The following is a 24,930-nucleotide window of genomic DNA, read 5'->3' on the forward strand; positions in this document are numbered from 1 at the left end:
AATCCGCGCGCGGCTTGCTAGCCGGCGAATTTCATGTTGCAATATCGGTCACAATCGGAATTGGCCGTTTGCTGTGCGTTTCGCGACATTGCGCCTCAAGACTCGAACAGACTTCCGGGAGCCCGTTTGTGGCGTGGCACGCGAAAAAGCGGCCGCGTCGTTTTTATATCTAGTGGAGGAGACGAGCGATGCCGCAAAAGGGCACCGTCAAATGGTTCAACCCGACAAAGGGCTATGGGTTCATCAAGCCGAATGGCAGCGACAAGGACGTGTTCGTCCACATCTCCGCCGTCGAGCGTGCCGGACTCTCTACCCTCAACGAGAATCAGGTGGTTGAATTCGACCTCGTGGAGAACCGCGGCAAATCATCCGCGGAGAACCTCAAGGTTTCCTGATGTCTCTCGCGGCATGCGAGCGATCATGACGTTGCCCCCGGCTCTGCCGGGGGATTTTGTTTCGAGCTGCAGCAAAACAGCGCGTAGCTGGAGAAACGAATATCACCACCAATCGACCAGAGACGACGGCCGACGAACTCCAACGCCCAGCTTCGTCGTGCGACGAGAAGGCACTCACGCCGTTCGATGTTTTCGGCTCGGACCTTCCCGACGAGGCATTCGCGGGTGTGTTCGATCACCCCCGGCAAGTCGGCAGACTGGTCGATCGACTGCTCTACGGCTCTTGAGTCCCGACTGTCTAACTCACCACCGGCGCAACCAGAAAATTCTCCGACGCTGCGCTTCCCGCCGTCTTGCAGACATCGCCCTCGATGCGGACCTTGCCGGTCGCGAGCAGCCGCAGCGCCTCGGGATAGATGTGGTGCTCGACCTCGAGGATGCGCTCCGACAGCGTCTCCGCGGTGTCGTGGTCGCTGACGGGAACCGCGCCCTGCATCACGATCGGGCCGGCATCGGTCTCGGGAATGACGAAGTGCACCGTCGCGCCGGAGAGCTTGACGCCGGCGCGCAGGGCCTGGCCGTGCGGGTCGAGGCCGGGGAACGATGGCAGCAGCGAGGGATGGATGTTGAGCATCCGCCCGTACCAGGCCTTGGTGAACTCGGCCGTGAACAGGCGCATGAAGCCGCCGAGACAAATCAGCTCGATGCCGTGCTTGTCGAGCGCGGCCTGCAGCACCGTCTCGAAGCCGGCGCGGTCCTTGCCGAACGGCTTGCTTTCGATCACCTCGGTGGTCACGCCGCTCGCCCGGGCGCGTTCGAGGCCGGGCGCATCCGCCTTGTTCGAGATGACGAGCGAGATCTCCGCCGGGAAATCCGCGGCGGCGGCTGCCCTGATCAGCGCAGCCATGTTGGAGCCGCGCCCGGAAATCAGGATGGCGACGCGGCGCTTCATCACGGCGCCAGTCATTATAGCGCCATGTCGAGGTGGCCGTTATAGACGACGCGGTGCTCGCCCTCGCCCGGAATCACGGTGCCGAGCTGCGCCACGGTCTCGCCTGCGTCGGTGAAGACTTCGACGACCTTGTCGACCTTGTCGGGCTCGACGATCGCGATCATGCCGATGCCGCAATTGAAGGTGCGCAGCATTTCCAGCTCGGCGATGCCGGCTTGGGCCGCCAGCCATTTGAACACCGGCAGCACCGGCAGGCGTGCCAGGTCGATGCCGACACCGAGATGCTTCGGCAGCACGCGCGGGATGTTGTCGGTGAAGCCGCCGCCGGTGATGTGGGCGAGCCCCTTCACCGCCCCGGTCTCGCGGATCGCGCGCAGGCAGGATTTGACGTAGAGCCTGGTCGGCGTCAGCAGCGCGCCGCCGAGCGTCATCACCGGCGCGAACGGCGCCTGCGCCTCGAAGCCGAGGTCCGACTGCTCGACGATCTTGCGGACCAGCGAGAAGCCGTTGGAATGCACGCCGGACGAAGCGAGACCGATCACGGCATCGCCCGCGGCGATGTCCTTGCGCGGCAACAACGTACCGCGCTCGGCGGCGCCGACGGCAAAGCCGCCGAGATCGTAGTCGCCGTCCTTGTAGAGGCCGGGCATTTCGGCAGTCTCCCCGCCGATCAAAGCGCAGCCGGATTCGCGGCATCCCTCCGCAACGCCCGCGACGATGGCGGCCGTGGCCTCCGGATCGAGCTTGCCGCAGGCGAAATAGTCCAGGAAAAACAGCGGCTCGGCGCCCTGGACCACGAGGTCGTTGACGCTCATGGCGACGAGGTCGATGCCGATGCCGCCATGCAGGCCGGTCTCGATCGCGATCTTGACCTTGGTGCCGACACCGTCGGTCGCGGCCACGAGGACCGGATCCTTGAAGCCGGCCGCCTTGAGGTCGAACAGGCCGCCGAAGCCGCCGATCTCGGCATCGGCGCCCGGCCGCGCGGTGGCGCGCACCATCGGCTTGATCAGGTCGACCAGGCGGTTGCCCGCGTCGATATCGACGCCTGAATCGGCGTAAGTGAGGCCGTTTTTGCGGTCGGTCATGCCCGATTTCCAGTGGGTTTGCGGCTGGTTACGTTGAATTCCGGGGACGCGCAATGGCTCGCATGGCGCTCCCCGCTATACTATGTAGACATATCAACCGGTTCAGCCTGCAACGGGCCGGATTTGAGGTCAGAACCGGTGCCGGGAAGCGCTTTCGTGAGTATTCCGAATATCATTACCTTGGGCCGCATCATGCTGGTCCCGATCATCGTCTGGGCCATCGTGTCGAGCCAAATGGAGGTGGCGTTCGCCGTCTTCCTGATCGCCGGCATCAGCGATGCCGTGGACGGCTTTTTGGCCAAGCGCTTCAACATGACGAGCGAGCTCGGCGCCCTGCTCGATCCGCTCGCCGACAAGGCGCTGCTGGTCTCGATCTACATGGCGCTCGGCATCTGGGGCGCGATCCCGCGCTGGATCGTGATCCTGGTGGTCTCGCGCGACATCATGATTGTCGCCGCCGTGATCGTGTCCTGGTTGTTCGACCGGCCGGTCGAGATGAAGCCGTCGAAAGTCTCCAAGCTCAACACGGTGGCACAAGTGGCATTCGCAGCTTTGGTGCTGGCGGCGCTTGCCTTCGGCTTCAAGCCCGCGCCTTATGATGTCATCCTGATGGGTCTCGTCACGGTCTTCACGCTCTCCTCCGTGTCGCTCTATCTCGTCGAGTGGCTGCGGCACATGAGCACGATCGAGGCCAAATGAGCGGGGAAGCAGCCCAGCAAAAGGCCAAGTCCCGCACCATCAAGTCGAATCTCTACAAGCGGGCCGGCGCGCCGGCATGGAGCAGAGCAAGCGTGGCAGGCCGCGTTCATCCCCGACAATTGGCGTTTGCGCTTCCGCATGCGGAGAGCCTCAGCCGGGACAACTTCCTCGAAGGCCCCGCCAATGCGGCCGGTCTAGGCCTCATCGACGGCTGGCCGGAATGGCCGAACCGGATCATGTGGCTGGCGGGCCCGGAAGGAAGCGGCAAGAGCCATCTCGCCGCGATCTGGGCCGAGGAAGCCGGCGCCCGCTCGACCACCGCCAATGCGCTGACCGCAATGGACGTGCCCGGCGCGCTCGCCACCGGCGCGCTGGTGGTCGAGGATCTCAAGGCTGGGGACTTCGACGAGCGTGCCCTGTTTCACCTGATGAACCTCGCCCGCGAGGACGGCGCCTACGTCCTGTTCACCGGCCGCGAGGCGCCGGCCGCGCTTCCGATCGAGCTTCGCGACCTGCGCTCGCGCCTGCGGGCCGTTCCGGCGGTCACGCTGCTGCCTCCCGACGACCAGCTGTTCCGCGGCCTCATCGTCAAGTTCTGCGCCGACCGCCAGCTCAATGTGGACGAGAGCGTGGTCGGCTACCTCGCGACGCGCCTGGAGCGGTCCTCGGCTGCCGCCCGGCGGGCCGTCGAGCTGCTCGACAGCGAAGCCCTACGGCTCGGCCGTCCCGTCACCCGGGCGCTGGCCGCTGAGCTGCTCCGGGACGCCTGACAGGCTCGCGGGCCTCCCCGAAGTCCGCTTGACGCGGCGCGGGGGCGGAACATCAATGTCATCGAAACGTCATCGCTCTAACACATGCTCCCGCCGATTTTTGCGCTTGAGTCGCAATTGGGGTGAACTGGATGGACCGACTTCTGATGGACTCTGCGCAAGCTGTTGAAACGAAAGAGAAAGCCCCGGAAACCGAGAGCCTTCCGGCGATCGCGTCCAGTCCCGAGCGGTTCATCAATCGCGAGCTGTCCTGGCTGCATTTCAACCGCCGCGTCCTGGAGGAATCGGTCAACCCGAGCCACCCCGTGCTGGAGCGGGTGCGATTCCTGTCGATTTCGGCCAATAACCTCGACGAGTTCTTCATGGTTCGCGTCGCCGGCATCAAGGCCCAGGTCCGCGAGGGCATCGCCGAGCGCAGCCCCGACGGCCTGACGCCGTCCGAGCAGCTGGCGCTGATCAACCGCACCGTCTCCCAGCTCGCCTCCGACCAGCAGGCGATCTGGCGCGACCTGCGCGCCACGTTGGCCGAGGTCGGCATCGTGCTGGTCGACGGCAAGGACGTCACAAAGGCGGAACGAACCTGGATCGAGGACTACTTCCTCCACAACGTGTTCCCTCTCCTGACCCCGCTGGCGATCGATCCGGCCCACCCCTTCCCGTTCATTCCGAGCCTCGGCTTCACCATCGCACTGCAGCTCACGCGCGCCGCTGACGGCAAGCAGATGAACGCGCTGATCCGCATGCCCGGCAAGATCGACCGCTTCATCCGCCTGCCGGCGGATGGCACGGTGCGCCTGATCTCGCTGGAGCAGGCCACCGCCCTGTTCATCAACCGCCTGTTCCCCGGCTACAATCTGCACGGCCAAGGCGCCTTCCGGATCATCCGCGACTCCGAGCTCGAAATCGAGGAGGAGGCCGAAGATCTCGTCCGCCTGTTCGAGACCGCGCTGAAGCGCCGCCGCCGCGGATCGGTGATCCGGCTCGAGATCGACGCCAAGATGCCGGAGCAGCTGCGCAGCTTCGTGCAGCACGCGCTCTCCGCCGCCGACGACGAGATCTTCCTGGTCGACGGCGTGCAGGCGATGAACGAGCTCTCGCAGCTCACCCGCCTCGACCGGCCCGACCTCGAATTCACCCCTTACGTGCCGCGCCACCCCGAACGCGTGCGCGAGCATGGCGGCGACATCTTCGCCGCGATCCGGCAGAAGGACCTGATCGTCCACCATCCCTACGAGTCGTTCGACGTCGTCGTGCAATTCCTGCAGCAGGCCACGCGCGACCCCGACGTCGTTGCGATCAAGCAGACGCTCTACCGCACCTCCAACAATTCACCGATCGTGCGCGCGCTGGCCGAAGCGGCCGAGGCCGGCAAATCAGTCACCGCGCTGATCGAGCTGAAAGCGCGGTTCGACGAAGAAGCCAACATCCGCTGGGCACGCGATCTCGAACGCGCCGGCGTGCAGGTCGTCTACGGCTTCCTCGAATTGAAGACGCACGCGAAGCTCTCGATGGTGGTGCGCCGCGAGGGCGGCAGCCTGACGACTTACGTCCATACCGGCACCGGCAATTATCACCCGGTCACCGCGCGCATCTACACCGACCTCTCCTACTTCACCTCGGACCCGACGATCGGCCGCGATGCCGCGCGCGTGTTCAATTTCATCACCGGCTATGCCGCGCCGAGCGATCTGGAAAAGATGGCGGTGTCGCCGCTGACCTTGCGCAAGCGCATCATCGAGCACATCCAGGGCGAGACCGCACATGCGCGGCATGGCCGTCCCGGCGCGGTCTGGATGAAGATGAACGCGCTGGTCGATCCTGATATCATCGACGCGCTCTACGAGGCCTCGCAGGCCGGTGTCCAGGTCGAGCTCGTGGTGCGCGGCATCTGCTGCCTCAGGCCCGGCATTCCCGGTCTGTCGGAGAACATCCGCGTCAAGTCGATCATCGGCCGCTTCCTGGAACATGGCCGAATCTACTGCTTCGGCATGGGCCAGGGACTGCCGAGCGCGAAAGCGGCTGTGTATATCTCGTCCGCCGACATGATGCCGCGCAACCTCGACCGCCGCGTCGAGGTGCTGTGTCCGCTGCAAAATCCGACGGTGCATCAGCAGGTTCTCGAACAGATCATGGTCGCGAACCTGAAGGACAATGAGCAGAGCTGGCAGTTGTTGCCGGATGGGTCTTCAACGCGTATGAAGACCGCGAAGGGCGAGGAGCCTTTCAACGTCCACAACTACTTCATGACGAATCCGAGTCTGTCTGGCCGTGGAAAGTCGCTCAAGGAATCCTCGCCGCGTCGTCTCACGCGCCGGAACGAACGTCATCAATCCTGATCGGGGATTTGCGACGTGAAGCGGCCGCGCAAGCGCGGCTCGAGTGTCGCGGTTATCGACATAGGCTCCAACTCGGTCCGCCTCGTCGTCTACGAGGCGCTGGCGCGCAGCCTGATCCCGATCTTCAACGAGAAGACGCTGTGCGGCCTCGGGCGCGAGGTGCAGAGCACGGGCCTGCTCGCGCCCGACGCCATCGACAAGGCGCTGACCTCGCTGAAACGGTTTCGCGCGCTGTGCCGGGTGATGAAGGTCGGACGCGTGTTCGCGATCGCGACCGCCGCATGCCGCGACGCCTCCAACGGCCCCGATTTCATCGCCAGGGCCGAGCGGATCTGCGCGGTGAAGATCGAGATCCTGTCGGGCTCGCGCGAAGCACGACTGTCCGCGCTCGGCGTGATCTCCGGCATCCACCATCCAGACGGCATCGTCGGCGACCTCGGCGGCGGCTCGCTCGAGCTGATCGACGTGCGCAGGAACGCCGTACGCAGCGGCGTGACGCTGCCGCTCGGCGGCCTCGCACTGCAGGACCTCGCCCACAAATCGCTCAAGCGCGCCGATCGCATCGTGCGCGAGGAGATCGACGGGGTCCAGTTACTCACTGCCGGCCGCGGTCGCACCTTCTATGCCGTCGGCGGCACCTGGCGCGCGCTCGCGCGCATCCACATCATCCAGAGCGGCTATCCGCTCCAGGTGATGCACGGCTATTCCATTCCGGCTGCCGAGGCGCTCGACTTCTCGCGCCGCCTGCGGCGCCTCGCCGCCGCCGACATGCTTGCTGACATCGAGATCGTCGCCGATGCGCGGCGCCCTCTCCTCACCTATGCGGCGCTGGTGCTCGAGCACATCATCCGCGTCGCGAAGCCAAAGAACATCGTGTTCTCCACCTTCGGCGTGCGCGAGGGCCTGCTGCACGAGAAGCTGCCCGAGACCGAACGCAACAAGGACGGGCTGATCTGCGCGGCGGAGGAGCTGAACCAGCTGCTGTCGCGTTCGGCCAGGCACGCGCGCGAGCTGATTGCCTGGACCGACCGCTTGGTGCGCGTCGTCAAGCTGCGCGAGACGGAAGTGGACCGCCGCCTCCGCCACACCGCGTGCCTGCTCTCCGACATCGGCTGGCGCGTGCATCCCGATCATCGCGGCGAGCAGACGCTCAGCCTCGTCGTCAACGGCAATTTCGGCGCGATCACCCACACCGAACGCGCCTTCGTCGGCCTGTCGGTGTTCTATCGCTATGCCGGCCTCAGCGAGGAAAACCAGCCGCCGGTCACCATGCAGGAGCTGCTGACGCCGGCCCAGCTCGAACGCGCGCGCCTCCTGGGCGCTGCGTTCCGCGTCGCGCATCTGATCTCGGCCGCACGTCCCGGCGTCCTGCCAGCCACGCATTTCCGCAGCCAGGGCCGCAAATTGATGCTGGTGTTCGAGCACCGGCTCGGCGACCTCGTCGCGGACCGCGTCGGCAGCCGCTTCCGTCAGCTCGCCCGCCTGGTTGGCCGCGCCGGTTCAATCGTCAGGCGCTGACCTCTCAGCCGGGCCTCATCCTCCCGGGCCGTCTCTTGAGCCACATCAGCGCGCCGCTGACGAAGAGGACTAGCGGTGCGAAGCCGGCCGCGAACACCAGCAGGCGTCCTGCGAATCCGAACGTCGCGCCATTGTGGAGCCAGAGCTGCTCGGCCAGATAGCGGTCCCCCATCGACATGGTGCCCGGCGTGCGGTCGTGCACCACAGCGCCGCTCCACGGATCGAGCCAGATCGCTCCACGCGACCGCACCGCGGGATCAGCTCCATCAGGACGGAATTGCACCCGCCAGGTGTTGCGCGTTGCGGTCGGCGGATTGAGCATGGCGACCGTCGCACCGGGCTTGACCTCTTGCGCGCGTCGCATGATCGCGTCAGGTGAGAGCACCGGCGTCCCTGCCGGAGGCGGCATTTCGACTCGCGGCGAGCGATCAGGCGTCGGCTGCGACACGAGGCCGACGATGGGCCGCACCAGGTCGGGAAAAACGATGCCGACGCCGGTGATCGAGATCAACAAGAGCACGGCCAGCGCCCAAAAGCCTGCCGCACCGTGAAGGTCCAGAACAAATCGAAGCAGCGAGACGTTCTTGCGCACCGAGATCGATCGCCAAAATCGCCCCGGCTTCGGCCACCAAAGGAAGAGACCCGAGACCGCCAAGCCGAGCAGCACGAACCCGGCCACGCCGACCAGTTCCTTGCCCCAGAACTCGTAGAGCAGCAGCGTGAAATGGAGACGGTAAACCTTGAGCGCGAACGCGTTGGCGTAGTCACGCCGCCCGAGCACCTTGCCGTTGGAAGGATCGACCATGGTCGTCCACCGGTTCGGGTAGCTGCCTGGCGTGGTCTCGTGCGAATGGATCACGATCCAGACTGGCCAGGTCCGGTCTGGCGCCAGGATCGTCGCGATCGGCGCGGGATCCGCTGCCGCGGCGGCGTGCATCACCTCCGCTAACGTGACGCTCTGCTCCCGACCGGCGGGCGCATAGAGCGCCGGATTCAGGGCGACATCGATCTCCCGGTAGAAGACGATGAAGCTTCCAGTCAGGCCGATCAGCACCACGACGATGCCGCCGATCAATCCGAACCAACGGTGCGCCCACAGCAGCGCGTGCTGCACGCGTCCGGGCATCATCCTGGATCGGGCGGGCGCCGAGCCGCCTCGACATGGTGCCCTGATTGTTTGGTCCATTCAGAGCACCCGTCGTCTGCGCCGCAGCCGGCCCGAGGAGGCCAAAGCTCAGAAGTCGGTCGACATCGACAAGAGCAGGGTTCGGGGCGAGCCTTGCGCTAGCGCAGAGAAGCTCGCGACGCCAGCCCAGTAGTTGGTGTCGAACACATTCTGGACCAGGGCCCGAACCGTCACTGGCCGGTTGTTGATGCGCGTGGTGTAGCGCGCGCCCAGATCGAGCCTCGTCCAGGCCGGAACAACCTGCGTGTTTGCCCCATTCAGATATTGGTGCCCGGTATAGATGGTGTTGGCGACCAATGTCAGCCCCGGTGCGAACGGGGTGTCCCATTCGGCGGACAGATTGGCCTGCACCTCGGGCACTCCGATCGGCGTCTTGCCGAGATTGGCCAGCGTGTTCGTCTTCGTCAGATCCGCGTCGATCAATGTCACGCCGCCAAGAACGCGAATGCCCGGTTGCACTTCTCCGAACACCGTGAATTCCACGCCGCGATTGCGCTGCTCCTGATCAGCCCGGAAGACGTTGCCGGCACCCGTCTGCCCCGACGGCTTGGTGATCTCGAACAGGCTGATCGTGGTCGCGAGCGTGCCGAAATCGACCTTGACGCCTGCTTCCTTCTGCTTGCTCAGATACGGCGCAAGGACCTCGCCTTGATTCGCCGCCGTCGTCGGTGCGGTATCGCCCTTGCTGAGCCCTTCGATATAGTTGGCGTAGAGCGAAACGTTGCTCCAGGGCTTGACGACCACGCCGACCATCGGTGTGAACGCCGTCTGGTCGTAGGCCGAGCTCACGGCGCCCGTGGTGGTGTTGTAGTTGTTCGACCTGACGCCCTGCTGCCTGACGCCGACCGTCAGCTGAAGCCGCTCCTGGAGAACCGACATGGTGTCGGCCAGCGCAATGCCGGTCAGCTCGGTGTCCGACAGCCGCGGCACGGTCGCGGGAGCCGCAACGAACTGCTGGGGACGGGCGATCGGCGCATAGATGTTGGACAGCACCGGCGTGCCGTTCACCAAGCCGCGCGCAACCTCGTCCATGTAGTAGCTGCCCTGCAAGCTCACGGCATGGCTGATCGCGCCGGTCTCGATCCGGGCCCGCACGCCGGCGTCGGCCACGTTCCTCTCGATGTCGAATTTCGCCCGTCCCGGCGTCGATGTGGTGTTGCCAGCCGCGTTCAGGATCGTCGGCGTCCCGAACAGACGGTCGACCTGGGTCCTGCCGCCGCCGACATTGGCGAACACCGTCACTGCGTCAGTCACGTCGTATTCGGCGCGCGCCAGAAGCGAGTTGTCGTGAACCTTGGCAAATTCCCAGGATTGCGTGACGTTGCGCCGTCCGACCGGCGCGGTCGGAACGGCGACGCCGGTTGCGACCAGGAACGGTCTCGTCGGCGCGTCGAACTTTTCCTCCTGATCGATGAAATCGAGCGAGGCCCTGAACTTCTCGCCGCGATAATCGAACGCTGCGGAGCCGACATGCGCCTCGCGGGACTGATTGTCCAACGGCGTATCGCCGTTGTGATAGCTGCCATTGACGCGAATGCCGAATTCGCGGTTCTCGCCGAACCGCCGGCTGACGTCGAGATGCGTGCCGAGCTGGGTGTTTGACGCGTAGTCAGTCGTGACCCGCGTGAGATCGACATCCCCGGCACGCTTCGGAACGATGTTGATGGTGCCGCCGACACTGCTGTTCGGCGCCATCCCGTAGAGCAGCGCGGTCGGGCCTTTGACGATCTCGATGCGCTCGACGTAATCGGTGAACACGCGGTAGTTCGGTGCAACGCCATAGACGCCGTGGAAGGCGATTTCCCCGACATTGCCTTCCCCGATCGGAAAGCCGCGGATGAAGAAGGAATCGAGAATGCCGCCGGTCTGGCCGGTGAAACGGACCGAGGGATCGTTGCTGACGACGTCGGCGACGGTGACGGCCTGTTGATCTTCGATCTTCTTCGCCGTGTAGCTTGTGATGTTGAAGGGCGTATCCATAAAATCCTTGTTGCCGAGCAAACCGACCTGGCCTCCACGTGCCACCTGCCCGCCTGCGTAAGTCCGCGGCAGTGCACCGGGCCTCGCAGCCGTCGGGGTCGCTTCCGCCTGCAATTTAGCCCGCTCGTTCGCGGGCGCGCCGCGGCCCGCCCTCCTGACTGGATTGGCTCGTGGACGCGCGCGCGGCTTCGGCGCGTCTGCGGTGACGGTCACCGCCGGCAACGTGCCTCCCCCCGCGGCCTGGGGCGCAGCGCTCTGCGCGCTGCTGCCGTGCAGGACGCCGTCGCTGCACAAGGCAATGGAGAGCACGGAAACCGTGAAGGCTCTCGGGCTGGCGCACGTCAGAAGCGTCTTGATGCGAGCGGCAAGAACGGCAACAGGACGACAAAACACTTTCGACGACATCGCACCTTCCGATTTCATGAACATGAACGTCGGGGCGAGGTGCCGTGGGAACCCTCGTCGAGTCAACGAAAGCACCCTTGAATCTTAGTAGTTTATAATAAGACAAGGTCTAAATCGCGTGAGGGTTGCGAACGACCACTCTCCACGCAACGCCCGCGCGCACGCGCGCGCGACGCGAGCTTTCGCGAAGCGTGATGCGCGCCGGTCATACGAATGCAATGATGGGAGGATTCGGCCGAACCCGTGGCCGGTGATCGCTCGCGTCCTGCCAACGCGGGAAGCGCCTCAGTGATGTGGACGCCTCTCATCGCTGGAGGGGCGGCCGCACCGATCAGCGCTTCAACGTCACTCCGTGGAGGCCTTGGCGTGCCGTTCGGAGGATTCGAGGGCAGCCGCGGTGAGACTGCGCCGGCGCCAGATGGTGCCGACCACCAGCACGACGACGACTCCGATCACAGCACAGAAATACTCACCGCCGGCCCCGCCATGGCCGAATTGCGGGGGAACGCGAAGGGCGCCGAGCACGCCGTCCAGCGAGGCGCCGAACGGCCCCTCGAACAGCGCATGCAGCCGCGGCGTGACCCCGGGATCGGTCGCCATCACCTCGCCCGCGATCCAGCCGAGCAGCGCCGCACCGGCCCAGACCAGCACCGGGAGCTTTGTGAGCAGTGCCATGATCAGCGCGGCGCCGGCGACGATCAGCGGCACGCTGATGGTAAGGCCGAGGATCAGCAGCGGCACGCTGCCATTGGCCGCGGCAGCGACAGCAATGACGTTATCGAGACTCATGACGATGTCGGCCACCACGACGATCTGGATGGCGTGCCACAGATGCGCGGCAGCGTCGACGTCGTTCTCGTCCTCGTTCTCCGGCACCAGGAGCTTTGCCGCGATCACGATCAGCGCGAGGCCGCCGACCAGCTTGAGGTACGGCAGCTCCATCAGGGTGGCGACGATGCCGGTGAAGATGATCCGGAGCATCACCGCTGCGCCGGCGCCGAAGATCATGCCCCAGAGCCGATGCCGCGGCGACAGACCGCGGCACGCGAGCGCAATCACCAGCGCGTTGTCGCCGGAGAGCAGGATGTTGATCCAGATGATCTTGCCGACCGCGATCCAGAAAGTCGGTGCGGCCATCTCGTTGCGGAACTGGGTAAAGAAGCTCCCGATCGTAGCGGGATCGAAGATCTGCCAGAGCCAGTCCACAATGAGTCCCTTCGCGCGTCGCCTCTAACCTGCGGACCAGATCAGCCGACGATCTCGTTACCCGAGAAGAACTGCGCGATCTCGATCGCGGCGGTCTCCGGCGCATCCGAACCGTGCACCGAGTTCTCGCCGATCGACTTGGCGTAGAGCTTACGCACGGTGCCCTCGGCAGCCTTGGACGGATCGGTCGCGCCCATCACCTCGCGGTACTTGGCGATCGCGCCCTCGCCTTCCAGGACCTGAACCACGACCGGGCCGGAGGTCATGAATTCGACGAGCTCGCCGAAGAAGGGGCGCGCCTTGTGGACGGCATAGAAGGTCTCTGCCTGCTCCTTGGTCATGCGGATGCGCTTCTGCGCGACAATGCGCAGGCCCGCCTTCTCGATCACGGCGTTGACTGCGCCGGTCAGATTACGCTCGGTCGCGTCGGGCTTGATGATCGAGAAAGTGCGTTCGATGGCCATGATCTTGTCCTTGGGGAGAAAGCGGGGGTTCGGGGTTGCGGGGCTTATATCGGCGCCTTCGCCGGACGGCAAGCGACCGCGGAACAGCCTCATAGGCGGTTTCCGCGAGGGGATGGCTCCCGATCCGCTGGATGACAACAATTTCACCCAGATGAACCCAATCTGAAACCGCCGTCAGGATCCGGTTCAGCTTCCCCGGCGTAAGGTTGGGCCCATCGAAACCGAAGCCTGACCTCAGGCGGACCGTTTCGGCGGCCTTTCCATCGGCGCGATAGCCCCGCGCTGGCAGTCTTCAGGAGATAACCATGTTGAGGAAACTTTCGCTTGCCGCCGTCGCCGCGGTCGCGCTGGGAGCTGCGCTGGCGCCGACCTCGGCCTCCGCTCATTGGCAAGGCGGCGGGCATGGCGGTGGCCGGCACCACGGGCACGCGCACCATCACCACGGCCATCACCACGGCCATGGCTGGGGCGGACCGCGCTTCTACGCTGGCGGTCCCGTCTCCTACGGTTATGGCGGCTGCTATGTGCGCCGGCTGGTCCCGACCCCCTGGGGACCCCGCTGGCGGCTAATCAACCGCTGCTACTGAATCCGTCAGCACCTTCCGAAGGCTACCTAAGCCCCCCAGGTACCTTCCAAGAGAAGCCCCGGCGCCCCCCTCGCCGGGGCTTTGCCTTGAGCGTACAAAGCGCCGCTCATACAATTTTTACGAGAATACCCGGCTTTCCCCACAGCCAGCGAAACCATTTCGCCGGCAATGACTTGGTACCGTGTCTTTACTTCGAGAACACGGAACCTTGCGATGGCTGGGCTTTTTGCCAATGACAGCGAACAGATCGACCGGCGCACCAGCCGCTCGATTTCCGATGCCGTGGGCGAACGGCTGCAGCAGAGCCTCCGGCCCGAGCCGCGCCTTCCGACCCATCTCGAGCAGCTCCTGAACGAGCTGCAGCGGCGCGAACGCGAGACGCACTAACGCAAAAACGAGTTGCGTTCGCCGCGCCTTGCGGTGACAAGGCCGCATGCTCGCCATCACCGACCTCTCCATCCGCCTCGCCGGACGCCTTCTGATCGACCAGAGTTCCGTGCAGATCACGCCCGGATCGCGCGTCGGCCTGGTCGGACGCAACGGCACCGGCAAGTCGACGCTGTTCAAGGTGATCCGCGGCGAGCTCGCGGCCGAGCACGGCTCGGTGACCCTGCCGCCGCGCTGGCGCATCGGCAGCCTCGCGCAGGAAGCGCCGAACGGCCCCGAAAGCCTGATCTCGGTCGTGCTCAAGGCCGACCTCGAGCGCGACGCGCTGCTGAACGAAGCCGAGCACGCCACCGACCCGCACCGCATCGCGGAGATCCAGACCCGCCTCGTCGACATCGACGCCCATTCGGCGCCGAGCCGCGCGGCTGCGATTCTCTCCGGCCTCGGCTTCTCCGCCGCTGATCAGCTCCGCCCCTGCGCCGAGTTCTCCGGTGGCTGGCGCATGCGCGTTGCGCTCGCGGCAACGCTGTTCGCGGCGCCCGACCTGCTGCTGCTCGACGAGCCCACCAATTATCTCGACCTCGAAGGCACGCTGTGGCTGGAGGATCACCTTGCGCATTATCCGCGCACGGTGATCGTGATCAGCCACGACCGCGACCTCCTGGAAAGCTCGGTCGACCAGATCCTGCACCTCGAGCGCGGCAAGCTCACGCTCTACAAGGGCAGCTACTCCTCTTTCGAGGAGCAGCGCGCCGCGCGCGAGCTGCTCGACGCCAAGGCGGTCAAGCGCCAGGAGGCCGAGCGCGCCCGCCTGCAGTCCTTCGTCGATCGCTTCAAGGCCAAGGCCTCGAAAGCCCGGCAGGCACAGTCTCGCGTCAAGATGCTGGAGCGGCTGAAGCCGATCACGGCGCTGGTCACCGAGGACGTGCGCGAGATCAGCTTCCCGGCACCGGAGAAGATCTTGTCGCCGCCGATCATCGCCGTCGACAACGCCTCGGTCGGCTACGACCCGGCGAGCCCGGTGCTGGGCCGCGTCACCTTGCGCATCGACAACGACGACCGCATCGCGCTGCTGGGCGCCAACGGCAACGGCAAGTCGACGCTGGTGAAACTGCTCGCCGGACGGCTCGCGCCGTTCTCGGGCAAGGTGACGCGCGCGGACAAGCTGTCGATCGCCTATTTCGCGCAGCACCAGCTCGATGAGCTCAACGAGGACGCCTCCGCCTACGACCACGTCCGCAAGCTGATGGGCGATGCGCCCGAAGCCAAGGTGCGCGCCCGCGCCGGCGCGATCGGCTTCTCCGGCAAGGCGGCCGATACCAAGGCCGGCAAATTGTCAGGAGGCGAGAAGGCGCGCCTTCTCCTGGGCCTTGCGACCTTCTTCGGCCCCAACATGATCATCCTGGACGAGCCGACCAACCATCTCGACATCGACAGCCGCGGCGCGCTTGCAGAAGCGATCAACGAGTTTCCCGGCGCGGTGATCATGGTCTCGCACGATCGCTACCTGATCGAGGCCTGCGCCGATCGGCTGTGGATCGTGGCCGATCGCACCGTGACCAATTACGACGGCGACCTCGACGAGTATCGCCGCCTGGTGCTGTCCACGCGCAACGCGGAAGCCCCGCGCGAGCGCAGTGCGCCGCCTGAGAAGCCGCAGCGGCCGAAAGCGGACAATCGCGGCTCGCTGAAGAAGCGCATCGCCGAAGCCGAGGCCGAGATCGCCCGCGTGAGCGAGATCATCGCCAAGATCGACACGGCGCTGGCCCTGCCCGACATTTTCACGCGCGATCCCAAGCAGGCGGCGCAGCTGTCCAAGGCGCGTGCCAATGCCGCCGACGCGCTGGCGCGCGCCGAGGAGCAATGGCTCGAGGCGAGCGCGCAGTTCGACGAGTCGGCGGGCTAGCGCTCCTCCGCGCTCCAACCAAACGTGCAAAACAACCCCATGCACAGTACCGGCACTATGGCACCGGCAAGCGAGCCTTTGAACAAGCTGCTTTTTGCCCGCTCGGCCTTCAAGCCCGGCGGGACGCAATAGCTCAATCCGCGTATTGCCCGGCGGCCTTGATGATCGGCGCCCAGCGGTCGATCTCGCTGGTCAGCATCGCGCCCAACGCCTCCGGTGTCGCCTTGTCCTGCGGGACCGGCTCGGTGTTGATGTCGTTGAACCGGGCGATCAGCGCGGGATCCTTGAGCGCGGTCTGCAGCGCCGCCGTCAGCTTCTGAACGACCGCCGGCGGCGTGCCCTTGGGCGCATAGATGCCGTGCCAGACACCGAGCTCGAAACCCTTCAGGCCGGCCTCGTCGGCCGTCGGCAGATCGGGCAGGCTCTTCAGCCGCTCCTTGGTGGTGATCGCGTAGGCCTTGACCTGCTTGGCCGTGATCGGCCCGGTGGTGTTGGTCGCCTGGTCGCAGGTGAGATCGATCTGCTTGCCGAGCAGGTCGTTCATGATCGGGCCGTTGCCCTTGTAGGGCACCGTGGTGAGCTGCTTCTGGATCGCGGTCATGAACAGCATGCCGCACAGATGGGAGGCCGCACCCAGGCCGGCGTTGGCGTAGGTCAGCTTGTCGCCCTGCTGCTGGGCGTAGGCGACGAGCTCCTTGAGCGTGTTGGCCGGGAAATCGGGCCGCGCAATGATGGTCATCGGCGCGTTGGTCACGAGCCCGATCGGCGCAAAGGCCGTCTTGGTGTCGTAGCTGAGGTTGCGGTAGAGCGTCGCCGCGGTCGAGATGCCGACGTGATGGATCAGCAGCGTGTAGCCGTCCGGCTGGGCGCGCGCGGCGCGGGTCGTGCCGATGGTGCCGCCGGCACCGGTCGCATTCTCGACGATGACCTGCTGTCCCAGGGATTTCGCCATGCCCGCCGCAGTCAACCGCGCGATAGTGTCGGTCGGCCCGCCCGCAGCGAACGGGACCAGCATGGTGATGGGCCGGGTCGGATAGTCCTGCGCGAATGCCGCACCGAGCGGCAGAAGAAGCGCCGATACAAGGGCAATGAACCGCATAGTTTCCTCCGGATTGTTGTTTGCGCCATCAAAGCGCATTCCGGGGCGCGCGGCAAAGGATTACGGTCAGCGCTTGCGAGCCGCTGTTTTTGTCGAGGCCGGCTCTGGTGGCGCCGCCGAAACCGCGAACGTCACCCATGTGCCCCAAGTGCTTGCGCGGTTCTCGACCTCCACGTCCTTGTAGCCCTTGATGTTCAGATATCCCTGGTAGCCGTCAGACATCGGAATGATGAAACCGACCTGCGGTCCGATACCGATCGCGCGGCCCCGAAAGCCTCCGAGCTTGGCGCCGGGACCGGAATCATCGGTGATCTGCTGGTAGAAGTAGCCGGCTACGCCAATCTGAAAGTGCTTGCCCAGAAATTGTGACGCCGCCCAGTCCACGTGGAAGTCGATGCCGTTCTGGTACTGCAGATACGGATTGGGCAGGCTGTAGGTCAGTCCGCCGACGACCGAGAATTCATGGCCGGTCTTCGGGTCGAAGTAGGTGTAGCCGGCTCCTGCATCCCAGGCGACAAAGCCGAGATTGAGATTCGCGAGCCGGGTCGGATCGTAGGTGCCGCTCGGGATATTGCTGGTGATGTAGACCATCTCGTTGTGGACGCCCTGATTCCATTTCAGCGTGCCTTGGTAGAACACATCCGAGAGCGTGGTCCGATTGTCGCTTCTGCCCCCTGAAATGACATTCCCGGCGGGGCCGGTCAGCGTGGCGTCGATGCCGACACCGACATTGCCGGGCGCAGTGATCAACGAGATCGCGGCTTGCCCGCCAAGCACGGGAGTCGGTGAGACGTAGGTGATGCCGATGGCGAGCGCATCGCCATGCGCGTTCAGCCCGGTGACGACGGAACCGCTGGCTCCGCCGCTCGTAACGAAATTCTTGGTGGCTCCCGCATCGGCCTGCAGGTGCAGATAGATCGAAGCATAGGCCCAGCCCGGCACCGTCGGCGCGGCGGCGAGGCTGCCGAAGATGCCCGGCAGCCAGAAGCCGACACCGCCGGCGTCAGCCCGGGCTTGGGATGGAAGCGAAATGATCGCCCATCCGAGGGTCACCACAGCCGCGAATGATGCCTTTGTTCTCATGGTGCCCTCCACTTCAGAACGGAACGACGTAGTTGAGGATTGCGATCTGCCGCAGCAGCACTCGGCGGATGACGTGGCTGACCCTCACGCGGTCGGTGAAGACGGCGGCAATACCCGTAGAGCCCGCCGGCAAAGTCTTCGCTGTCTCGCCGTCGTCGAGTGTCACACGAACGACGAAGGGCACCGTCTCGATCGCCTTGGGCATGATGGCCTGGCCCGAGACCTGCGTCTGTCCGGTCGCAACCGCCTGGAGGATGCTTTCGACCTTGCCGGTGAAGATCCGCCCCGGAGCGAACTTGAAGGCGATCTGGACGTCCTGGCCGGGGGCAACGTAGCGGGCGTCGATCTGGTCGATCTCGACCGCGACATGGGTCGCGGAGGTATCGATGAACGCCATCGCGGGCGAGACCGACAGGTTTCCGACGCGGGCGCCCTTCCTGAGCGCCACGTTCGTCACGTAACCCTCCGCGGCTGCGCGGACGACAGTCTTGTCCAAATTCCACTGCGCGTTCTGCAACTGGGCCTTCAACTGATCGACTTCGGACTGCCGCTGCTCTACGTCGAACCCGCGGCCGGCGTCCCGTTCGTACAGCGAGGTCATCTGGCTCAGGCGGGTGCTCGACAGCTTGAGCTGCGCCTCGATCGCCTTCACCTGCGCATCGTAGGGCGTCGGGTCGATCCGGAAGAGAACGTCGCCCTCTTTCAGCGGCCTGTTCGGCGCGACCGGTACATCCACGACCTCGCCGGCGACGTCAGGAACGATCGAGACGGCATTGCGGTAGACCAGCGCCTTGCCTTGCGGCGCGCCCCAGCCCATGGGGATGAAGAGCCCAATGTTGAGGAGCAGAAGCACGATCAGAGGCGAAGTCTTCCAGAAAGTGTTGAAGCGGATGACGCCGAGCCATACCAGCGAGAACAGCAGCGCCAGATAAAGCGCCATGAGCGCGATCATCATGGCCGGGGCTCCGCCGTGCCTTTGGCGGGAACGTCGACATACGCCCAGATCATCGCAATCGGCCACAGGGCGAAGCCGAAGATCAGCGTAATCCAGCCGGCGACACCCACCGCTTCGGCCCACGGATGTCTACGCCGTCTGGCGACATGGCCCGGCATCGACCCCACCAACCAAATGACGAGGACGAGCACCGCCAGCAGAATGGCGAGCACGATCCAGGCAAGGACATCGAGGCCGCTCATGAGCTGCACCTTCAGGTCACTTTCTTCACCTGCGGCGGGGTCCATGACCCGTCCAATATCGGTGCCTTGGGCCAGTACGCCCTGATGTAGAGCGAGAAATCTCCCTTGGGCGCCGGCAGCCAATTGGCACGGTTCGGCTCCGGCGGCGGTTCCGCCTGGACGTAGATCGTCAAGGAGCCGTCGGAAGCCGCTTTCAAGCCCCTGTTCTTCGTGCCAAGCGAATAGCGGCGCAGCTCGTTGGGGGCGAAGAAGTGATGCTCGTTGTAGAGCGTCAGGGACCAGAAGCCGTTCACGGGCGGGGTCTCGTCCTTCCCGAACGTGACCATATAACGATTGGCCCCGTTCAGCCGCCCACCGTCAGCATCCAGATCCTGATAAAAATATTTGGTCTCGTTCGGCGCGTTGACCAGGATGTTGGATTTCGCAGTCGCCGTCCGCGTGAAGTAATCCGTGCCGAAGGCCGACTCGTTGACGATTGTGCTCCAGTGATGCGGGAGCTGCCGGCCCCAGTTGCGGAACTCGAAGAGGGGATTGATGACCTGGTCCTCGACTTCCGCCACCATTTTCATCAACGGCTCCTTCCATGCCGGATTGGCTTTCAGGGCTTCGAGCAACGCGTGCATCTGGGCGTAGCGGGATTCCTCGCCAGGCAAAGCGGGCGCATCCGCGAGCACGTCCGCAAGCTGATCGAAGAACTTCTCCGGAAACACCCACCTCGACTCGGTTTCGCCCGTTGCACCTGCCGGCACACGCTTGAGCCTGCTCCACTCGGTGCTCTTCATCGTTCCGTCGAACTCGGCGAGCGGATACATCATCACCTGGCGCAGCACCGACTGGACGGCCTTCTTGTCCTCGGGCGCATCGTCCTGGAAAATGCGCGGGCCGACGAACCCAGTGCTGGTGGATGAGCGGAATACGCGCGTGATGCCCTTAGGAGCCTCTCCCCGCCAATTTGGGCCGACGAGCAGGTAGAAGCCCGCTGTCGTCCCATACATCTTTCCAAGCTGCACGAAACTGTCGGTGCGAAGGTCGACGACCTGGTAGACCCAGAATCGATCGCCGAAATCTGGCACCTGGATCACCACCGGCGAGAGATCCAGCGCAAGCGCGCCCGCCCCATAGACGACGTCCTGGTTCGGGCAGGCAACCAGCCTTTCTTCCGGCTCGATGTAATCGGTGAGCATGCCGAACCGGTTCAGCGGCGCAATCGGCGCCGGCCCCGACAGGACTATCTCGGGCAAGTCCTTGAATGCGAGCCGGCGATTGTAGATGTTGACCAGCGGCCACGCCCAGAAATAGGCGTCGCGGGCCACAAGCTTTGCGTACTCGATCGTCATCTTGATGCGGGTGTCGGGACCTGTCGGAAGCGAGCGTGCCCAATTCGGCGAAGGCGGAAGTGGCTGCGGGCTAAGCGGCGCGGTCTGGGCGTTTGCGAACACTGGAGCCTGCCCGATGCCGCCTGCCGCGGCGAGAGTGGCTCCGGCGAGCAAAACGTTCCGCCGACTGAAGGAGGATCCGATTCCCGTCCCCATATCGGACTCCTAGGTGCCGAAGCGTTGGCGAGGAATGTCATCGAGAGCGTGACGAACTGTGTTGAACGCCAGGATCACGCCGGTGAAGTAGACTGCGAAGAAGAAGGTCTGCCCGAACAGCCAGGCGTTCTTTCCCGTGATGTTCGGCACGTAGTAGAAGTTCGGCCAGATCTTGTTGAAGGCGAAGTAGCCGGGATAGCCGACAGCGAACACGCCGAGCAGGCCGATAATGCAGAGCCAGAACGCAAGACCATCGCCTGCCGACCTGCCGTTTGCGCGACCCGTGCTCAGCAGCAACGTCAAGCCGAGCGCGACCATCCCGAGGCCACCACCCTGCACGATCGCCACGGAGAGCGTCCACGGGCACGCCCACCAAAGCGTGACATTGCGCCTGAACAGTTCACCTGCGTCGGCGCTGGCGCCTACGCAGTAGTGGCCGATGATGCCGAAGGTGAGGAATAGACCAAAGACGAAGAAACCGAGCCCCCATTTGGCGAACCGCGCACCCATCGTCATATTAGAATTTCCCTTTCAGCCCGCGAACTTCACGACGTCGGGTAGCGCCCACTTCTTTTGGAAGAACTCCTGTCTCGGTCCATACGCGCGGAACATCAGTTCGAATTCGCGTTCGGGATCGGTCGGCACCCAATTCGATTCTTTGCCAGACGGCGCTTTGGGACCGAAATAGATGTCGATCGAACCGTCCGAATTCTTCTGCACTTCGGCGCTGTTGGAAGCGCGGCTGGCGCGGTGCATATTCCTGACCAGCGCGTGCGTCTGCCGGTCATAAACCGTGACCGACCAGTATTGGTCGATCGGGACGTTCGCCGGCACAGTCAGCCTGTAGGTGTTGGCGCCGTCCAGGCTCTGCCCATCCTTCGACTTCGGTGTCAGCAGGTAGAATTGGCCGACGCCAAGCCTTTTGATACCGATATAGCCGAGCGTATAGATCATACCGCGCCAATCCAGCGGATAGGAGTCCAGCTCGGCATAGCGCGCGGACATGGCCTTCGCGAGTTCCGGCACTCCACCAGGGCGCCAGTTAGTGCCGGGATAGAAGACTTCCCAGCCCGCTTCATAGCGTGCATCGAGCCACGCCTTGGCCTCGACAGCCGCTGCATCGAGGATGTTGCGCGTCTTGCCATCCGGCTTGTACGGCTTTCCCTTCTCGATGCCGAGTGTCCGAAGCTGGTCGATCATCGCGCGATCGCGCTCCAGCCAAGTGTCCCTTTGCATCACCCGGTTGAGGTTCTCGAAGAACGTGGAATCGAAGCGAATGGTGGAATCGAACAGGACGTCTCTCGCGTCCGTGAACGCCGTCGGAGGCGGATTTGCCGCCGCGGATAGAGGATAGACCTTCAGCTTCTTGCCGTACGAGATCGCCGCCGCGACATCCGGATCGCTATGGCTTCTCAGGTTCGAGCGGATGAGGGCGTATCCCTCGAAAGTGTCGGACTGAAGCGGCGTAGTTCCTGCCGGAGACGGGCCGGCGTAGCCTGGCGGCAGAATGACGAATTTCCCTCCTGCTCCCTTGTCGATGCCGAGCAGCCCGGCGTCTTCGAGCGGCATCTGCCAGATCGTGACGATGTTGGCATTGAGCGAACCGCTCCCGTCGGCCGCAGGGACTTCGATGACGACGGGCCCGTCATGCGTGTCGAAGAACGTCATGAAATAGATGGTGTCGGGGTTCGGCGTCAGCGTCTGGTTCATCCAGTCGAGTGCACGGCCCCAATAGACGACTTCGCCGACCCGCGCCTTCGTCTTCGTCAGCATTTCCTGCCGCATCAGTTCGTAGTTCACGACGGGCATGCCCCAGATCACCGCCTCAACGGCCCGGCTTTGCTTGAGCCGATCGCCGGGCGACTGCGCCTGGGCAAGGCAAGCTCCTGATATTGCGATCAGCATCGCTAGGAGAAGGGTGGCTTTTTTCACTGTCTGGTCTCCCCGGCCGGACTACGGCGTCACGATGTTGAACCAGAACGGCGGCTTCTGGAACAAGCCGACGAACTCGGTCACCGCCTCCTTTCGACCCTCGACCTTGATGTCGCCCGCAGCGATGGCCTTGTCCGCCGTGATTTCGCCGGCCTGGATCCGGTCGAACGTAGCCTTGGTCAGCGTCAGCTTTGCGTCCGTCGTTGCCGGCTTCTTCGAGTAGTTCAGCACGCTGTTCTCGACGATGAGCGCGTAGGCTTCCTTCAGGTCACTGAAGTCCATCGTGACCGAGAGCTTCTTGCCTGCCGCCTTCTGCGCGTCGAGCTGCACGGCGAGATAGTCGAAGGTCATCTCCGGCGGCATCGCCCTGATGGTGTCGGGACCAGCGGTGTCGATGCTGCCGGCGCTCGGCAGCCCGCGGCGAAGCTCCAGCGCGCCCTGCAGGTACACCGAACGCCAGGGCCCGGATTCCGCCTGATAGCCCATCTGCTCGTAGCTGTCGGCCAGAAGCTCCTTGGCCTCCTTGTTGTTCGGGTCGGCGAAGACCACATGTTTCAGCGCTTCGGCAACCCAGCGATATTCTCCCTTGTCGAAGTCCGCCTTCGCCTTCTGCAGCACCGATGTCGCGCCACCCATGTAGTCGACGTACTTCTTCGCGGCTTCCTCAGGAGGCAATTGGTCGAGGGTTGTCGGATTGCCGTCATAGAAGCCCATGTAGAACTGGTACACGGCGCGGCTGTCGTGCTTCAGCGAGCCGTAATAGCCGCGGTTGAACCAGGCCTTGTCGAGCTCGGGCGGCAGCTTGATGATGTTGGAGATCTCGACGCCGGTGTAGCCGCGGTTCATCAGGCTCACCGACTGGTCGTGCATGTATTTGTAGAGGTCGCGCTGCTTCTTCCAGTACGCGATGATCTTGTCGTTGCCCCACATCGGCCAGTGATGGGCCTGGAATTTGACGTCCGTTCCCTCGCCGTAGAGATCGATGGTCTCGTTGATGTACTTGGCCCAGTTCAGGGCATTGCGGACCTGCGCGCCGCGCAAGGTGAGAACGTTGTGCATCGTGTTGGTGGTGTTCTCGGCCATCCACATCGCGCGGAACTGAGGCAGGTAGGTGTTCATCTCGGCCGGCGCCTCCGTGCCCGGCGTCAGCTGGAACACCATCCGGACGCCATCGATGACGATCTCCTCGCCGGTCTTTTTGATCTCCCGTGTGGGTAGGATCAGTCCCGAATTGCCGTGCCCGATGGTCTGGCCCAGACCGGCGTTGACGCCGCCTTGGGCGTTGCGGGCCAGCAGAGGTCCGTACATGTAAATGCCGCGGCGGCCCATCGCATTGCCGGCGATGACGAACTCGCTGATCGCATGCTCGGTGAAGTTCTGCGGTGCGAAGATCTGCACCTTGCCCGCCCTGACATCCGCTTCGTCGACGAGACCGCGCACGCCACCAAAATGGTCACCGTGGCTGTGGCTGTAAACCACGGCCAGCACGGGCCGCTTGCCGAGGTGCTGGCTAACGATGTCGTAGGCCGCCCTGCCCGTCTCAAGATTGCTCCCGGTGTCGAGGATGATCCACCCCGTCTCACCTTGGACGAAAGTGACATTGGCGAGGTCGTAGCCGCGGACCTGAAAAATGCGATCATGGACCTTGAACAGACCATACTGCATGCAGAGCTGCGCGTTGCGCCACAAGCTCGGATTCACGGTGTCCGGCGCCGGCTTGTCGACATCGATGAACTTCTTGTAGGTTTCCAGATCCCAGACGATGCCGCCCTTCTCGTCGCGGATTGTCAGCGTTTCGGGCTTGGCGATCAGGCCGCGCGCGGCGTTCTCGAAGTCTTCCTTGTCATCGAAATTGAGGTACTTCCTGAGCGCATCGTTGGCTGCCTTGGTCGCGGCTGTTGCAGGCTTGGGTTGTGTGCCGGTTGAGGATTGCGCGGCCGCGGCGGGAATGACACCAGGCGACCACCCGAGCCATGCTAGGGCAGAGCCGGCCAACATGAGCTGGCGTCTATCAGGGCCAGCGGAGGCAGTGTCGGGGGTCGCTGGAGATTGTCGCGCATCGCGAGAGATCATTGCTTCACTCCGATAATGAGACGATGAAGCGACCCCCACAATGCGGGGGGTCGGCCTGAACCATCTATTGGGGGCAATAGTCCCAGAAGCCCTGGGTGCGGGACGGATCCGTGTAGTACCAGCACATCCCGGGCG

22 protein-coding genes are annotated in these 24,930 nt (G+C 64.3%); 8 read left to right on the forward strand and 14 right to left on the reverse strand.

Annotated elements, in window-relative coordinates:
* The first annotated feature begins 188 nt into the window (after positions 1-188).
* Positions 189-395, forward strand: a complete 207-nt coding sequence (locus I6F36_RS08190; RefSeq protein ID WP_027576280.1) for a cold-shock protein — start codon at positions 189-191, stop codon at positions 393-395.
* A 298-nt stretch (positions 396-693) separates the two neighbouring features.
* Here the strand turns inward: I6F36_RS08190 and purN are convergent, their stop codons facing one another.
* Both purN and purM read right to left on the reverse strand, forming a co-directional pair.
* Positions 694-1,347: a phosphoribosylglycinamide formyltransferase gene (gene purN, locus I6F36_RS08195; RefSeq protein ID WP_225171376.1), complete on the reverse strand. Its 654-nt coding sequence runs from the start codon at positions 1,345-1,347 to the stop codon at positions 694-696.
* A gap of 14 nt (positions 1,348-1,361) precedes the next feature.
* Positions 1,362-2,435: a phosphoribosylformylglycinamidine cyclo-ligase gene (gene purM, locus I6F36_RS08200; protein WP_225171263.1), complete on the reverse strand. Its 1,074-nt coding sequence runs from the start codon at positions 2,433-2,435 to the stop codon at positions 1,362-1,364.
* 156 nt (positions 2,436-2,591) lie between these two features.
* On the opposite strand from purM, the gene I6F36_RS08205 reads away from it, so the two are divergent.
* The 4 genes from I6F36_RS08205 (at position 2,592) to ppx (ending at position 7,758) form a co-directional block, all read left to right on the forward strand.
* On the forward strand, positions 2,592-3,134 hold the full coding sequence (locus I6F36_RS08205) for a CDP-alcohol phosphatidyltransferase family protein (RefSeq protein WP_057028980.1): 543 nt from the start codon (positions 2,592-2,594) through the stop codon (positions 3,132-3,134).
* A 92-nt stretch (positions 3,135-3,226) separates the two neighbouring features.
* A complete protein-coding gene (locus I6F36_RS08210; RefSeq protein WP_057029312.1) occupies positions 3,227-3,904 on the forward strand; it encodes a DnaA/Hda family protein in 678 nt (225 codons plus the stop codon).
* Between the two features lie 146 nt (positions 3,905-4,050).
* Entirely contained in the window at positions 4,051-6,240 is a 2,190-nt protein-coding gene (locus tag I6F36_RS08215; protein WP_036000566.1) for an RNA degradosome polyphosphate kinase, read from the forward strand.
* Between the two features lie 15 nt (positions 6,241-6,255).
* The gene (gene ppx, locus I6F36_RS08220; protein WP_225114154.1) at positions 6,256-7,758 is read left to right on the forward strand and encodes an exopolyphosphatase; all 1,503 of its coding nucleotides are present in this window, start codon (positions 6,256-6,258) and stop codon (positions 7,756-7,758) included.
* Between the two features lie 4 nt (positions 7,759-7,762).
* On the opposite strand, the gene I6F36_RS08225 is transcribed toward ppx, so the two are convergent.
* From I6F36_RS08225 to ndk, 4 genes are all read right to left on the reverse strand, one after another.
* Positions 7,763-8,887 (reverse strand): PepSY domain-containing protein, encoded by a 1,125-nt coding sequence (locus tag I6F36_RS08225; RefSeq protein WP_225171264.1) that lies wholly within the window; start codon positions 8,885-8,887, stop codon positions 7,763-7,765.
* Positions 8,888-8,992: 105 nt separating this feature from the next.
* Complete coding sequence (locus tag I6F36_RS08230) at positions 8,993-10,924, reverse strand: TonB-dependent siderophore receptor (protein ID WP_225171377.1); 1,932 nt, start codon at positions 10,922-10,924, stop codon at positions 8,993-8,995.
* Between the two features lie 750 nt (positions 10,925-11,674).
* The gene (locus I6F36_RS08235) at positions 11,675-12,535 is read right to left on the reverse strand and encodes a TerC family protein (RefSeq protein WP_109143990.1); all 861 of its coding nucleotides are present in this window, start codon (positions 12,533-12,535) and stop codon (positions 11,675-11,677) included.
* A gap of 41 nt (positions 12,536-12,576) precedes the next feature.
* Entirely contained in the window at positions 12,577-12,999 is a 423-nt protein-coding gene (ndk, locus tag I6F36_RS08240) for a nucleoside-diphosphate kinase (protein WP_036000620.1), read from the reverse strand.
* Between the two features lie 305 nt (positions 13,000-13,304).
* Here ndk and I6F36_RS08245 point away from each other — a divergent pair, with 305 nt between their 5' ends.
* From I6F36_RS08245 to I6F36_RS08255, 3 genes are all read left to right on the forward strand, one after another.
* Positions 13,305-13,586, forward strand: coding sequence for a sulfur globule protein precursor (locus tag I6F36_RS08245; RefSeq protein WP_074447892.1), 282 nt, complete (start codon positions 13,305-13,307; stop codon positions 13,584-13,586).
* 213 nt (positions 13,587-13,799) lie between these two features.
* Positions 13,800-13,973, forward strand: coding sequence for a hypothetical protein (locus tag I6F36_RS08250; protein ID WP_225171265.1), 174 nt, complete (start codon positions 13,800-13,802; stop codon positions 13,971-13,973).
* A 46-nt stretch (positions 13,974-14,019) separates the two neighbouring features.
* Complete coding sequence (locus tag I6F36_RS08255) at positions 14,020-15,879, forward strand: ABC-F family ATP-binding cassette domain-containing protein (protein WP_225146664.1); 1,860 nt, start codon at positions 14,020-14,022, stop codon at positions 15,877-15,879.
* A gap of 133 nt (positions 15,880-16,012) precedes the next feature.
* Here the strand turns inward: I6F36_RS08255 and I6F36_RS08260 are convergent, their stop codons facing one another.
* The 8 genes from I6F36_RS08260 to I6F36_RS08295 all read right to left on the reverse strand — a co-directional run bounded on the left by I6F36_RS08260 (position 16,013) and on the right by I6F36_RS08295 (position 24,720).
* Positions 16,013-16,978 (reverse strand): tripartite tricarboxylate transporter substrate-binding protein, encoded by a 966-nt coding sequence (locus tag I6F36_RS08260; protein WP_036000623.1) that lies wholly within the window; start codon positions 16,976-16,978, stop codon positions 16,013-16,015.
* 66 nt (positions 16,979-17,044) lie between these two features.
* A complete protein-coding gene (locus tag I6F36_RS08265; RefSeq protein ID WP_225146663.1) occupies positions 17,045-18,061 on the reverse strand; it encodes a transporter in 1,017 nt (338 codons plus the stop codon).
* 13 nt (positions 18,062-18,074) lie between these two features.
* Positions 18,075-19,016 (reverse strand): HlyD family secretion protein, encoded by a 942-nt coding sequence (locus I6F36_RS08270; protein WP_225146662.1) that lies wholly within the window; start codon positions 19,014-19,016, stop codon positions 18,075-18,077.
* Positions 19,013-19,258 (reverse strand): DUF3302 domain-containing protein, encoded by a 246-nt coding sequence (locus tag I6F36_RS08275; protein WP_225146783.1) that lies wholly within the window; start codon positions 19,256-19,258, stop codon positions 19,013-19,015. Before I6F36_RS08275 ends, I6F36_RS08270 begins: the two co-directional genes overlap by 4 nt.
* An 11-nt stretch (positions 19,259-19,269) precedes the next feature.
* Complete coding sequence (locus tag I6F36_RS08280) at positions 19,270-20,790, reverse strand: DUF1254 domain-containing protein (protein ID WP_225146661.1); 1,521 nt, start codon at positions 20,788-20,790, stop codon at positions 19,270-19,272.
* 9 nt (positions 20,791-20,799) lie between these two features.
* A complete protein-coding gene (locus tag I6F36_RS08285) occupies positions 20,800-21,306 on the reverse strand; it encodes a hypothetical protein (RefSeq protein ID WP_225171266.1) in 507 nt (168 codons plus the stop codon).
* 15 nt (positions 21,307-21,321) lie between these two features.
* Positions 21,322-22,722 (reverse strand): DUF1254 domain-containing protein, encoded by a 1,401-nt coding sequence (locus I6F36_RS08290; RefSeq protein WP_225146659.1) that lies wholly within the window; start codon positions 22,720-22,722, stop codon positions 21,322-21,324.
* A 21-nt stretch (positions 22,723-22,743) separates the two neighbouring features.
* Entirely contained in the window at positions 22,744-24,720 is a 1,977-nt protein-coding gene (locus I6F36_RS08295) for an alkyl/aryl-sulfatase (protein ID WP_225171267.1), read from the reverse strand.
* Between the last annotated feature and the right edge of the window lie 210 nt (positions 24,721-24,930).

The sequence above is a fragment of the Bradyrhizobium sp. BRP19 genome, assembly GCF_020194195.1.
Classification (GTDB): Bacteria; Pseudomonadota; Alphaproteobacteria; order Rhizobiales; family Xanthobacteraceae; genus Bradyrhizobium; species Bradyrhizobium yuanmingense.

Bases quoted from the DNA above. Each gene is read 5' to 3' on its own strand.
- I6F36_RS08275 (WP_225146783.1), bottom strand. From the start codon at position 19,258: ATGAGCGGCCTCGATGTCCTTGCCTGGATCGTGCTCGCCATTCTGCTG.
- I6F36_RS08230 (WP_225171377.1), bottom strand. From the start codon at position 10,924: ATGGATACGCCCTTCAACATCACAAGCTACACGGCGAAGAAGATCGAA.
- I6F36_RS08260 (WP_036000623.1), bottom strand. From the start codon at position 16,978: ATGCGGTTCATTGCCCTTGTATCGGCGCTTCTTCTGCCGCTCGGTGCG.
- I6F36_RS08270 (WP_225146662.1), bottom strand. From the start codon at position 19,016: ATGATGATCGCGCTCATGGCGCTTTATCTGGCGCTGCTGTTCTCGCTG.
- I6F36_RS08190 (WP_027576280.1), top strand. From the start codon at position 189: ATGCCGCAAAAGGGCACCGTCAAATGGTTCAACCCGACAAAGGGCTAT.
- purM (WP_225171263.1), bottom strand. From the start codon at position 2,435: ATGACCGACCGCAAAAACGGCCTCACTTACGCCGATTCAGGCGTCGAT.
- I6F36_RS08265 (WP_225146663.1), bottom strand. From the start codon at position 18,061: ATGAGAACAAAGGCATCATTCGCGGCTGTGGTGACCCTCGGATGGGCG.
- I6F36_RS08250 (WP_225171265.1), top strand. From the start codon at position 13,800: ATGGCTGGGCTTTTTGCCAATGACAGCGAACAGATCGACCGGCGCACC.
- I6F36_RS08215 (WP_036000566.1), top strand. From the start codon at position 4,051: ATGGACTCTGCGCAAGCTGTTGAAACGAAAGAGAAAGCCCCGGAAACC.
- I6F36_RS08225 (WP_225171264.1), bottom strand. From the start codon at position 8,887: ATGATGCCCGGACGCGTGCAGCACGCGCTGCTGTGGGCGCACCGTTGG.
- ndk (WP_036000620.1), bottom strand. From the start codon at position 12,999: ATGGCCATCGAACGCACTTTCTCGATCATCAAGCCCGACGCGACCGAG.
- I6F36_RS08280 (WP_225146661.1), bottom strand. From the start codon at position 20,790: ATGGGGACGGGAATCGGATCCTCCTTCAGTCGGCGGAACGTTTTGCTC.
- purN (WP_225171376.1), bottom strand. From the start codon at position 1,347: ATGAAGCGCCGCGTCGCCATCCTGATTTCCGGGCGCGGCTCCAACATG.
- I6F36_RS08255 (WP_225146664.1), top strand. From the start codon at position 14,020: ATGCTCGCCATCACCGACCTCTCCATCCGCCTCGCCGGACGCCTTCTG.
- I6F36_RS08245 (WP_074447892.1), top strand. From the start codon at position 13,305: ATGTTGAGGAAACTTTCGCTTGCCGCCGTCGCCGCGGTCGCGCTGGGA.
- I6F36_RS08295 (WP_225171267.1), bottom strand. From the start codon at position 24,720: ATGTTGGCCGGCTCTGCCCTAGCATGGCTCGGGTGGTCGCCTGGTGTC.
- I6F36_RS08285 (WP_225171266.1), bottom strand. From the start codon at position 21,306: ATGACGATGGGTGCGCGGTTCGCCAAATGGGGGCTCGGTTTCTTCGTC.